The 13,291-nt window shown below is 44.9% G+C and carries 6 protein-coding genes and 1 pseudogene; 3 read left to right on the forward strand and 4 right to left on the reverse strand.

The window, feature by feature from the left end; all coding sequences use genetic code 11:
• Window positions 1–34 precede the first annotated feature (34 nt).
• The gene (locus CCS90_RS00465; protein WP_099017547.1) at window positions 35–3,529 is read right to left on the reverse strand and encodes a S8/S53 family peptidase; all 3,495 of its coding nucleotides are present in this window, start codon (window positions 3,527–3,529) and stop codon (window positions 35–37) included.
• Window positions 3,530–4,041: 512 nt separating this feature from the next.
• Between CCS90_RS00465 and CCS90_RS00470 the strand changes: the two genes are divergently transcribed.
• Together CCS90_RS00470 and CCS90_RS00475 are read left to right on the forward strand one after the other, a co-directional pair.
• Window positions 4,042–5,700 carry a hypothetical protein gene (locus CCS90_RS00470; RefSeq protein ID WP_099017548.1) on the forward strand — a complete coding sequence of 553 codons (1,659 nt, stop codon included), beginning with the start codon at window positions 4,042–4,044 and terminating at the stop codon, window positions 5,698–5,700.
• Between the two features lie 69 nt (window positions 5,701–5,769).
• Window positions 5,770–8,781, forward strand: coding sequence for a PKD domain-containing protein (locus tag CCS90_RS00475; protein WP_099017549.1), 3,012 nt, complete (start codon window positions 5,770–5,772; stop codon window positions 8,779–8,781).
• Here CCS90_RS00475 and CCS90_RS00480 read toward each other — a convergent pair.
• The gene (locus tag CCS90_RS00480; RefSeq protein ID WP_099017550.1) at window positions 8,778–9,908 is read right to left on the reverse strand and encodes a glycosyltransferase family 4 protein; all 1,131 of its coding nucleotides are present in this window, start codon (window positions 9,906–9,908) and stop codon (window positions 8,778–8,780) included. The two genes, CCS90_RS00475 and CCS90_RS00480, sit on opposite strands and share 4 nt — an antisense overlap.
• Window positions 9,909–9,964: 56 nt before the next feature.
• Between CCS90_RS00480 and CCS90_RS00485 the strand changes: the two genes are divergently transcribed.
• Window positions 9,965–10,408: a VOC family protein gene (locus tag CCS90_RS00485; RefSeq protein WP_099017551.1), complete on the forward strand. Its 444-nt coding sequence runs from the start codon at window positions 9,965–9,967 to the stop codon at window positions 10,406–10,408.
• Window positions 10,409–10,431: 23 nt separating this feature from the next.
• Here the strand turns inward: CCS90_RS00485 and CCS90_RS00490 are convergent, their stop codons facing one another.
• Together CCS90_RS00490 and rho are read right to left on the reverse strand one after the other, a co-directional pair.
• Window positions 10,432–11,928 carry a Ppx/GppA phosphatase family protein gene (locus CCS90_RS00490; RefSeq protein WP_099017552.1) on the reverse strand — a complete coding sequence of 499 codons (1,497 nt, stop codon included), beginning with the start codon at window positions 11,926–11,928 and terminating at the stop codon, window positions 10,432–10,434.
• 40 nt (window positions 11,929–11,968) lie between these two features.
• A pseudogene (gene rho / locus CCS90_RS00495) lies at window positions 11,969–13,222 on the reverse strand (transcription termination factor Rho); the annotation flags it as partial.
• Window positions 13,223–13,291 lie beyond the last annotated feature (69 nt).

Here is a 13,291-nt window from a genome sequence, read left to right on the forward strand (position 1 = left end):
GTGACTGGTTTTTTTAAGGCTGTTGAATAATGACTTAGTTATCAAACCCATCCACAAAGATCACATCAGTGCTGCAATCATTATTGATGGTACCTACACTGACAATGATGGTTTCAATGCCATCTGGATTTCTGGCTCGCGCCTGGTATGTATATGAGGTGTTACAAGCCAAACCACTTTGCACCCAACTCAATTGATTACGCCACCCTGAATCAATGCCATTACTGACATTTTGAATCAGGTATTCTGCACCCAAACCATTGCTGTTGGCATTCAAATTGATTTGAATTTGCGAATCTGAGATCAACTCAATTGAATTTACCGCTGGTGGATTGGCCAAAGTGCTGGCCATTACAGCCGGACCTTCCACCGATACATCACCATCACCATTGCGAGCTCGCGCAGTAAAAGTATATTCTGTGGCGGCCGTCAATCCATTAGATTCCCATGGCGTGTTGTTTTGCTGCCAAGCCGAAGTGGTACCTGCTTCAACATTATTAAATTGAAGACCTGAACTACCCAGTATGATATTAGGTGGTAGAACAGCGGCTGAAACCGTGATTGAATTGGTCGCAACACCACCTATCAGCACAGCTTCTGGTGTAGGTTGACTGGTATAAGAACAAGCACTTGCCGAAGGTGCTGTCACATTAAGGGAGGCGGCACTGTCTCGAGCCCATACCCTATAACAATATTCATGGTTGCTGTCTAAGGCCAAATCGGTGTAATTACGATCATTAATCCAGCCCGAGTCTGTCCCTCCAAACCCGCCTGAAGGCGCGCTGGTAAAATCATGATAGTACTGAATCGGATCATTGTGCGTATCAAATGCGGTTTGGGCCAGCATACTCAGTTGATTCAAACCGTTGTTATTAGGCAGAGATGCGAAGCCCATTGGATTGGGAGTCGGTGGGGTGTTGTCTACCCTGACATTGATACCCATGTTCCAATTAAAAGGGCCGTAATCTTCCAGATAAGAATTGTGACTGTGTTGAACTTGTAGGTTAATCCCATCTGCCACCACAGCAGCGGCTTGGATGGTGTAGGTAACCGTGGAAGTGTTGCCTCCTTTGGCAGCTGCTGAGCCCACAACTTGTGTGTCTACACCACTGATTAAGGTAAAACCAGCAGGCAAATTCAAATCGAATTCATTGTTGTGACTGGCCAAATCAGAGTCATTTCTGAGCCAAAATTGAACATCAAACACTTCATTCGGCTCTACCTCTGTAGGCCACACAGCAATCCCTTGAAATTGCGTTGGAAAATCCACTCGAGTAAAACCATCTTCAGTCGCCAAAGCATATTCTTCAGCCGCATCGCCGTTGACAAAAGTGGTAGACCAAGCATAGACTTTTACCACCACGTCGGTATCGGTTGCGCCAGCTCCCACCCTGACCTGATGCACGTTATCAATGCCATTTAAGTCAGTATCCAGTAAATTATTGTTGTCCTCTGCATAAAGCCGTAAGTTGATGTCGCTCAAACCGAAATATTCACTGGGCGCAGTATTGGGTTCATATGTCGCACTTCGGTTCCACACCAATGTCGCCCTGTCTCGACCTTCACCAAGGATGCCTTCATCACGCATGGATCCTTTATACAATTGAAAATCCCCATCGGTATTGCGTGGTGTCACTGAGTCTTTAAAGGTGTCAAACCGATGAAAATAAGCCGCAAAAGCATTCATCACACCCCAACCCACCTGAGGGTCCCACCCATCTGAATCATCTTCAATCGAAACCGATGGCAAATTCTTTTGTGCGGTATTAATCAACAGGGCTTTGACAGCCAGCTCATCAAACAAACCGGCATCATTCAAATCCATAATCACCCCCAAAACCACAGGAGCAGAAGCAGAAGTTCCAGTAAAGTTTACAAAATCAGCGGACGCGCCTTCCCAATCATTATTAGGTGCTGAAATAAACGACCCGTACGTTGAAATGTCTGGCTTTTTTCGACCATTGGCTGTTGGTCCTACTGTACTGGATGATCGCATGATGTCGTCGTCTCTGGAAACCGTATTTCGGTCATTGGCATTGCCGACAGTAATCACATTGTAGGCGCTGGCAGTATCAGAAAAAAGGGTGTTGGTAGGTCCTGAATTCCCGGCTGAAACTGTTATGGGTGTATCGGTATAACTGGCAATCACCGCGTCCAAAAATCGTCCCACATCAGTGTCGTCAAGGGAGGTAGCCCCTCCGTAACTGAGGTTCATTCCATCAATGTCATCATTGAAGGAATTGCTGGGCATCAATGAATTGGTATTATTCAAACCGCGATCAACAATTCTATACAAATCGGAATAAAACATGCTCGCGGTTCCCGAGGTATTCAAAAATCCGGCTTTTAAATTAACCAGTTTATCAACCCCATGTGACATGCCTAAATGTGAAGTGAAACCTGAACTGCCATAACTACCGACAATCCCAGCGACGGCCGTACCATGGCCTTGTAAATCATCGGTTGTATTGGCATCATCAAAAGCAGTTGAATCATTGGCTGCCACCAGGTACCACGTTTGAAAATTATTCCTTAATGGGCTGGCGCTGTTTTGCATGGCAGGATGGTTGTCATCCAAACCACTGTCGATAATCGCCGGATCATAAATACCGCCATCTGCACCCGAATCCCATAACCCCAACAAGGAAGAATCATCAGGATCAACCATCGCAGCTGCAGGCAGGACATTCAATTGACCTTCCATCATCACATCTTCAGCTATGCGCAAAACGCCAGGAATGGTCGCAATGGTTTCAACTTGGTCTAACTTGGCTTTTACCACCAATACATTGCCAGCGATTGCGCCAAATTCAACATCCACACCCATGGCGTTTAATTGTGACTTTATCGGATGTTGAAAGCGATTGATCAGGTCGCTGATTTCAGCCACTGCTTCATTCTTTATCAATAAGGATAAGGCTTCATGTTCTGTGTTCATGGCTTTCAACTCGTCTTTATAAGCCTCATCAAACACCAACATAGAAGGGTAATTCAAGGCATCGGTTGGGGCTGCTGAATCCCTTTGACCAGCAGTCTCTGCCAACAAGCCCTGCCGTTTGAATTCCAAGGCTGTAATTTCAGCATGGTGATTTTGGATGGTTTGTTTAAACACTTGTTCATGTGGAAAGTAATTCAAATAAACCATCAATCGAATTGACTCAGTGGCATTTTGGTCGTTGTTTAGCCCCCCATTGAGCTTGGCAATTTTATTTGCCAAAGCTTGATCGATGATTGACCCAGCTTGAAAAACCGGATCGAAATGAGCTTGTCCCATTTCATCGTACTCAGTCGATTCATTGTTTTTATTGGCTTTGGTTTCTTCAGACCGACCCATGGAGCCGCTCAATGCCCTGCCTTTTATCCCATCAACAGGATGGGTTAGTAAGGTCTGTACAGAATCGTTATTAGAAACATGGACGGACTCATTGGGCTGGTCCAGTGTTTGTCCGGCACCCGCCATAATAATGGCTGGTTGGAGACTCAGCATCAATAGCCAAGCTGACTTGATTTTTTGATTAATTTTAAACATCTTAATTTCCTCACACAATTTGAAATAAGCATTAATCCCTATTACAGGCTTAATCTGTGCAGCATTTCATTAACGCTTATATATAAATTCGAAATTGGACAGTGAAAGCTGACACTCAATATGAAACCAGTGAAAATTGGTTGTTGCTATTGATCTGAACTGAAAAACCAAGCGAAAAAGTTAACTACACGATAAATCATATTGAAGCAGGGATAATTTATATACCCATAAACTCTGATAACACTGTAGTGATTTTCCTACAAACCACAGTATGATGAAAAAATTCTTGTGGCAAATCACTCGACTTAAGATCACTACAACAACTAACAATTGATAGAAAGAAAAACAAGCGGCCACTGATGTTAAATCACTTTGGCCATGCACATCCTTGAATGCAAGCTGATGGCTTTGTTAAGATAAATAGGCTGAAATTTTGCTTAGCACCTATTGATGTGTATACATAGAGTGGCTGAAGCAACACGATTTTTACATATCACCAATGAGGCTGCGCAATGAAAAACTTTCAAATGACACAAACAGTTTTCCATCGGTTTACACTGTTGTTAGCGGTTATTATTCTGATGCCCTCCTCCATCAATGCCGCTTATTGGCGCACCACCCAATGGTTGGTTCAGTGCGTTGAGCCAGTGGATTGCGAACCCGCTAACTTGGTGTTTGCCGAACAATTAAGCAAAGCCAGTGTTTGGCTGCGTGATCTGGATTTCGAAGAAGCCGCGTCTTTCAACAACCTGGACCTTGGCGATGACAGCCTTAAACACTGGATTGCCAGCATATCCGATTCTCGCGTTGATCAGGAAGAACACAGTCTGGCAGGTTTTTTTGAACCCGTTGAACGTATGATCTGGTTGCGAAATGAAAACTATTTTAATCTGGGTGATGCAGGTCAATCTTATGATGACCCTTTTTTTGCTGTGGCTCATTTAAATACTTTTGTGGCTGCTCACGAGCTTTTTCATGCAGTCCAAAGTGCCGAAAATTACAGTGTTCCTTTGGATCAGCAACACAAATGGATTTCAGAAGGAACCGCCACTGCCGTGGCAATGGACTTTGCGCTTGAAACCGAACCAGAATTGGGCGCACAATTTTTAATGCGTGAGCACAAATCGCCTCTGCATCAACCCGCAAAATTTTATGACAACTACAAAACAGCCCACTTTTGGTTGTTCATTGGCAAACAGCTGAATTCAAAACCAAGAATTGCTTACCTCAATGAGTTCTTTCTTAATCACAAATTGACTGATCACTATGGTATTGCTGGCCTTGACGCCTACTTAAAACCACAGGGTGGTTTATATACATTGTTTCCGCTGTATTTGGCTGAACTGCCTGTGCTCAATGCTTTTGGACAACCTGATACCTGGCAACTGAAGCTTCCCAATAACAAACAATCCATCAGCCAATCTTTTACAGGTCGGGTCAGAAAGCTGGCTGGATCGGCGGCTCAATTAACGGTCTCTCACAGTTCAGACAAGGATGTTGAACTCAGTATAGAAATTTCAGAGAACCCCAGCGACCTTCACTTGATTATCGATGGCGCTGTACAGGCGACTCATACTGCGGGTAACCATGCCATCTATCGAGCGCAGCTAACGGCCAGGAAAAAAGACTTTTCTGTGGTCATTGCCGAAGTGGCTAAAAATGCCATTGATTCGGTTGATCGTCATTTCAAAATTAAAGTCACACTCAAGGAAATAACGGATCCCCCCTGCGGTTTTAAAGCCGTTGTCACCGGGGGTGTGCCGATGGCGGGTGTGCACCAAGGACCGGCTCGTTTTTTAGGCAATATGATGATTTTAAATGACCTGAAAACAGGTTGGGAAGCCAGGGTAGCATTGCCAGCGAAAGCCGTTGGCAAATACACCTCAAGCTTTCAAGCCGCTGCATTCAAAGTTGACCATCCGGATTGTCCAGGTTGTGTCGAATTCTGGCAAAGCGATGAGGCAGCTATGGAAATCAAGGCCTTCAATACCGATCGAAAAAATGGTTTTGTTGTTGGCAACTTTTCCGGACAGGCCAAATGGACTGGACTGGGCAGTACCGGCGAATATACGCCCTTTCAGGTCAATGTGAGTGAGTTCAGGGCTGTCGCTCGAAGTACTCGCAATAAAAGCGCATTTGAGTCATGTGTCAACCATTGGAAAAACCGCTGAGTGTCCGTGGTTGAAAACGATCTCTATTTTGACCTATACTCATAATCAAGTCATTGCCATGAGTCACTTATGCACCAGCCTTTGATCCGACCAAAAACCACCAGCAGCCAACAGCTACTTTTCAGCAAGCTTGTCTTTATCTGCATGGTGTTCACACTGCCTCAACCCGTGTTATCTGCAGAAAGCGGCCAGTCTGCCATTGAACTGGAAATCATTGGTACATCCAGGCTGGGGGAAAACAAATTAAACCGGTGGTCGGCACAACTCTTTCGTCGCGCCACAGAATTTTCTGCTGATGGATACCGTCCAAACTCGATGGCCGGACAGCCACTCAGCAGCAACCCTCCACTGACCGAATGGGAGGTGCCAGTGGATTTTTATTGGGACTTTGGTGACGGCAGCCCTGTGTTTACCACTGGTGAACGTGTGACCGCCAGCCACATCTATAAAAATGATGGGGAATTCACGTTGAAAGTTGAAGCCAGAAACATCAATGGACAATCCGTATTCGCCAGCAAACAAATCACCGTAATCAATAAAAAGCCCAACCTGAGAAGCCTCAAATCCGTTCAGTTGGATGCTGCAAACGCCAGCTATGAGTTCACTGGCAGGGTTTTGGAAGCACCTGATGATGTGGTGCACGCCGAATGGGATTTTGGTGATGGAACCCAAACCGAAGCCAGTCAGGTTTGGTTCACCAACAACGCTTGGAAGGTGGTTCATCAATTTCCGCAAGCAGGTCACTATACGATTACTTTGAGGGTTACCGATGAACAAGGTGAGTTCAGCGAAAAAAGTCTGGAATTGTACTCAGCCGGCATCATTGATTCGACCCAAGACCTGGTGTCTGAGGTTGATCCCGACATGATTGCTGGAGCAGCACAAACCAATTTTACTGCCAAAACCTCACTGTCCATCGACAGTGATTTTTCAGGCCAAATAACACCCATTACCGGTATTTACCTGAGCCCCATTAAGCAAAATGAACAATGCAGGTTCATGTTTTCTGCCTGGGATGATGCCCAATTAATGAATGTATCCATTTTCAATGACATGCCTGGTTTGCCTGAACTAGAAGGCGCCAAGTTCACTTTTCATTCGCCCTTAGTTAATTTGATATTTTTTGCTGATAAAGCGGCTTACGACCTTGCGCGCAATGGATTAATTAATGCCTATACTGGCTCAAACCTGCGTGAAAAACTGGCCCCTGCAACGACGCTTTTGTCCGATAAGGCACGTCAGGCATTGACTGAACACAGTGGATTGGACACCACCAGGGAATCCATGGAACAGCAAACTCATGTAGCTACACCACAAACCTCTCCATTCGGACTGGATAAACAACAATCATTCACTAGCCAAACAGGCGAATTGGAACTCACCTTTATTCCTTATGACAGGGCAGTGGCCAGTTTTGACTTGGTCATGATCAACACAGACCAAACCAGTCCATACCAAAGCCTGTCATTGAAGGGTGATTATGGCGTAAACCTAGCCACGGCACGCGCGGAAGGCATCATGCTATATAACCAATGTGAACCGGCTAAATTTGAAATAGAAAAGACCTACCCTGTCGCCAACAGCCAACACCAAAGCCTGAGTGAAAACTATGCACAAGTGAGGTTCAACGAAGACTACGATGTAGCCACCTTGAATCAGCAGACCTTTCAGCTGACTTATCCAAGTGCAGGCAGTGGTGAGTTGGTTCCAGTTCAGACTCAGTTGCATCGATCAAGCCAATCTGCGACATTGGTGCCCGTTGAAGATTTATGGGGTGGCGTGCGATACACCGTTAGGGTCAAGACCGGTGAACAAGGTGTACGTGGGAAAAATGGTATGCCACTCGAAGACGAAGATGGCAGCGGTTGGATCAGTTGGGATTTCACCACCCGAGTTAAGTTGATTCCCCAAGCAGGAGATGACAGCAACCTGTCTTGTCATGTTTATCAATCGGTTCGAGATGTGCCATTGATTGCGGGCAAGCGAGCCGTTTCACGCATTTATGCAAACTGGCAGGAGAACCCATTGGTCAAATCCAGTGCACAGCTCAAAGAGTTCACTGCGCGGGTTGTGATTAAAAATGTCAAAGACAATGCATGGGTTGAAGAAGGCGCTGATTTCCACCGGTTTGTGCGTCCGGATTTGTGGCCGGTATACGGCATAAAAATGGCCGAAGCCGAACACACTGCCAATGTTTTTTGGACCCCTGAAACAGCCACACCCGACGCTTTGTTGGTCGCCATGGAAGTGCCACAACAACCGGGCAGTAGTCATGCCGAAGCTTATTGGACCCAGTGCGCCACACCAATGTGGGGCCGCCAACCTGAACTCAAGGTCGACTATTATATTTTGGGGATCAATGATTGGACCGATGAGTCACTGCGTGATTATTACCTACCGCTGGTAAAGGATATAATGAAAGTAGCCAAAGAATATGCGCTCCAGCAATATCCTTTTAAGCAAGTTCACATCCGCTATGCGGGCACCATCGAACGCAGTGAATTGGCCCTTGACTGTAATAAACAATGTGCTCGTGGTTTTATTATGGCAAACCACAGTTCAACCGCTGACATAATAGTTGGATTCATGCCAATACTCAGAGATATAGAGGGTGGTTCCACCATTCATGATGTGTTCGAAGGCAACGGTCCTGGTGCCATTGTGGTAACCGTTGACGATTTGCCTGAAAGAAAGGACCGATGGATTTTTTCGGTGGTACACGAATTTGGCCACACCTTGTGGTTAAAACACTCTCCGCAAGTCGACCTCATCGAACGCAACTTTATTGTTGCCATGAGGGAAAATGCCTGGGCCAATGGCGGATATCCGATTCACTGGCACAGAGGCATTGAAGGCTTTCGCATTGATCCAGCTGGTAACAATGGTTACAACAAATCATCAATTGAAGGCAATGCCGAACACATCAACCCTGCCATATACACCGCCGGTCCTTGGCTTGAAGAATTGATGTACCCGGCCACATTGCCATACACCCAAGCTTTTATTTCACGAAACAACTACCTGCAAATAATGGAAAAACTCGATGCGCAATCTGTCGCCCCAACCGGCAGAGATGATTAACTTTCATAAGCCATTACTGTCTTTTCAGCACATCGTTGCCAAGTGAATTGTTTGCTGTGAGCCAAACCATTGGCTTGTGCTTGGGTCAACCAAGTTTCATTTTCAAGCGCAGCCCTTAAGCCCGCTTTAATGCCTTGTACATCGAGGGGATCACACAACATGGCGTGGCCGCCGGCAACCTCTTGCATCGCAGAATGGTGGCTGGTCAGTACGGCAGTGCCTGAGGCCATGGATTCAATGATGGGCAAACCAAACCCCTCATACAAGGAAGGAAAAGCCATCACTTGAGCTGCCGCATACAGGTGTTGTAAAGCCGTTTGATCGACATAACCCAAGCTGATGATTTGCCCTTTTTTAACCAGTGATTTGATGCGCTGATTAATATCTTGGTTCAACCACCCTTTTGAACCAACCAAGACCAAAGGATAAGCTGCTCTCAATGCTTTGGGTAATTGGGTATAGGCTTGCAACAACCGAGAAAGGTTTTTTCTGGGCTCGGTGGTGGCCACTGAGAGTATGAACTGCTTGTGTTTGAGCTGATGGGCTTGCAAGCTCGCTCTGGTTTCATTGGCAGAATAGGCTTTAAATCCTGCTTCAACCCCCAAAGGCGTGACATGAATCTTTGCTGCAGGATAAGCATAATGAGACATGATTTCTTGTTTGATGAATTCAGTTGGCACCATCAAAACATCGGCCTGATTCAATGTTTTGGGAATTTCTCGATCGAGAAACTGTAAACGATAATTCGGCTGGGTTTCACGGTAGTGGACAAAGGACAAGTCATGAAAAGTGGCCACTGATTTGCCGGCAAATGGCATCAGTACAAAATTGGGGCTGTGAAACACATGATCACTTAAATCACCGGTCAACTGCTTGAAATGTTTGTTTCTGCGCTTGGCATAGGCATTCAAGGCCAGACCTTTGAAAGGAATCCAAGGTCGCAGGCGGCTGATCCATTGATTGGCTTGGGCCGATTGATTGATGTCATCAATCCAATGATCCGAAGAAAAATATTTCACCGCTTCAAGACCATTTTGCAGCGGCAATTGTTTTCCCAGGTGCAAAGTGTATTGCCCTATGCCGGTCAACGGATGGGTGATGGCATCTACATTTAAAATGACTTTCAAAAGATTAAGTCTCGCGGTTAAAATAATACATGTCCTTATTCTAACAAATATGTCTTATGGCCAATCCAATTCATTTTCCCTTTCATTTAGCCATTCCAGTGAGAAACATCGCTGAATCCAAAGCTTTCTACATCGACACTTTGGGCTGTCAACCAGGTCGTTCTTCTGACCATTGGATAGATTTGGACTTATACGGTCATCAATTGGTTTGTCATTTAGATCAATCTTTGGGTGATGAAGGGAAAGTCAATTTAATCAACAACGATGTTGATGACCACGGTGTGCCCGTGCCGCATTTTGGCGTGGTTTTGGATATGCAGCGTTGGCAAGATTTGGCCGACAAACTCAAGTCAGCAGGCATAGAATTCATTATTGAACCTTACATTCGATTCAAAGACATGCCTGGCGAACAAGCCACTTTGTTCTTTCTAGACCCTTCCGGCAACGCACTGGAGTTCAAGGCATTTAAAGACATTTCACAGCTTTTTAATGCAAATTAACGACATTTAAATGGTTTCTCATATCAATGTAGTTTTAACATTAACTCCAAACCGATGGTTTGTAAACGCTTAACCTCGTCTTTCAAATCGGCTTTGATCAATGGGTGATCCAGTAACCACTCTCGATTGATTTTTAATTCAATGCTGTTGATTTTCCAGTGAAATAATTCTATCGGTACCGGTTCAAAATGTCGGTTTCGTGCAAACACCACCGACAGACGCATGATCACCAACAGTGGGATCACCACTTCATACTGGCGTGGGGTTAAGGTGGCCAAGGCCGATTTGCTGATTTTACGCCGGTGTAAACGCACCAAAGTGGCCATCACCAATTTTTGTTGGTTTGAAAAACCCGGCATGTCAGCATGTTGAATCACATAAGCGCCAATTTTATGGTATTGACTGTGCGCAATAGATAGGCCAATTTCATGCAATTTAATCGCACCATTCAATAAAGCAAGTATGCGTTTCTTTATTTTTATATTTAACTTGGCATACAAGTCTTCACTGTGTCGCTGGACATTCTCAGCTTGAACCGTGTCCACGGTAAATTGTTCACACAGTTTTCTGATGCTGCGTTTGGTGACTGAAATGTGTTTGGGCCCATCCAACATTTCATAAATCAAACCTTCTCTCAAGGCGCCACCCGAGACATCCATTTGTTCCAGTGAAAACGCTTTCATCAAAGCATAAACTATCGCCAAACCACCAATAAAAACTGGACGTCGCTCCTCACTTAAGCCATTGAGTTGGTTCAATTGATCAATATGACCCAGTTCAATACAACGTTGTTTCAATTGCTCAACACCTTGCAGCGTGATGCCAGAAGGCGCCCATTGGTTCATTTCCAAAATTCCAGCGGTGGCCCTCATGGTGCCCGAAGCACCCACACTGTGTTTCCAACCCGAGGCTTTGAACGACTGAATAAATGGATTGAGTTCCTGTAAAGCATGAATCACCGCCCGTTTCCAATTGGCTTCATCAATAACGCCTTGTTTGAAGTATTTCTTGGTGTAACTGACACAACCCATATACAAACTTTCACGCTTTTCAGGTTTCATGCCATCGCCAATGATTAACTCGGTGCTGCCGCCACCGATGTCCATAACCAACTTCCTGGCTGGGTTGTCACTGGTGGACTGAGCCACGCCCAAGTACAACATACGTGCTTCTTCACGACCCGAAATGATTTCAATTTCGTGACCTAAAATTTGTTCTGCTTGGGCAATGAATTCTCTGGAGTTTTTAGCCACACGCAGGGTATTGGTGCCGACGATGCGAATGTGACTGTCTGGAATGTTTTGAATCCGTTCAGACATTGACTGTAGCGATTCATAGGCTTTGGCCAAGTATTCGGGAGAGATGTTTTTGTGATCGTCTAAACCAGCCGCTAAGCGAACCATGTGTTTAACTGAATCGATTGGAAATATTTGGCCCGATTTAAATTGAGCCACCAACAAATGGAATGAGTTGGAACCCAAGTCGATGGCGGCAAAATGATGTCGGTGTGTATTTGGCATTGGTTGATTGTAACCAATGCCAATTATATTGTGTTCAGAATTATCGCTTCATTGAAGTGAAAAATTCTTCATTGGTTTTGGTGTCTTTTAATTTATCCAACAAAAATTCAATCGCTTGAATGTCATCCATCGGATTCAATATTTTGCGTAAGATATGGGCTTTTTGTAAAAAGTCAGGATCGACAATCAAATCCTCTCTTCTGGTACCAGACTTGTTGATGTTCATTGCTGGCCAAATGCGTTTTTCAGCTGCCCTGCGGTCCAAATGCACTTCCATATTACCGGTGCCTTTAAACTCTTCAAAAATCACTTCATCCATCTTCGAACCGGTTTCAACCAAACCTGTTGCCAGGATGGTTAAACTGCCACCTTCTTCAACATTTCGAGCGGCGCCAAAGAATTTCTTTGGACGGTGCAATGCATTGGCATCAACACCACCGGTCAGAATTTTTCCTGATGCCGGAGTGACGGTGTTATAAGCTCGTGCCAATCGCGTGATCGAATCCAACAAGATGATCACATCTTGTTTGTGCTCCACCAATCTTTTGGCTCTTTCAATCACCATATCAGCCACTTGAACGTGGCGAGTCGCCGGCTCATCAAAGGTTGAAGCAATCACTTCGCCTTTTACGGTACGCTGCATATCGGTGACCTCTTCCGGTCTTTCATCAATCAACAACACAAACAATTTGGCTTCTGGGTTATTTAACGCGATCGAAGTTGCAATGTTTTGCAAGATCATGGTCTTACCTGCTTTGGGTGGCGATACAATCAAGCCGCGTTGACCTTTGCCTATGGGCGATACCAAATCAATGATTCGGGTGGTTAAATCTTCTCTAGAACCATCACCACGTTCCATCTTTAATTGCTCAGTGGCAAATAAAGGCGTTAAATTTTCAAATATGATTTTACCTTTGGTGTTTTCAGGTGGCTCATAGTTGATGCTGTTAACTTGTAACAATGCAAAATACCGTTCTGAATCTTTCGGTGGTCTGATTTTGCCGACAATGGTGTCACCGGTTTGCAAGCCAAAACGACGGATTTGACTGGGTGAAACATATATGTCATCTGGTCCTGCTTGGTATGAACCTTCTGGGGCCCTTAAAAAGCCGAAGCCATCAGGCAGTACTTCCAGTACACCATCACCAAAAATGTCTTCTCCTTTTTTGGCATGTTTCTTTAAGATCGAAAAGATCATTTGTTGTTTGTGAACACGAGACCGAGTTTCAACACCGGACTTTTTGGCAATGTCTGTCAACTCGGTAGTCGACATTTGTTTGAGTTCAGATAGATTCATATTGTATTTTTGAGGCAGAATGCCTGTTAGGTGGTTTTTGATTAAATAAAGTTAAAAAATTCCCTT

It is taken from the genome of Marinicella litoralis, from assembly GCF_002591915.1.
Taxonomy (GTDB): domain Bacteria; phylum Pseudomonadota; class Gammaproteobacteria; order Xanthomonadales; family Marinicellaceae; genus Marinicella; species Marinicella litoralis.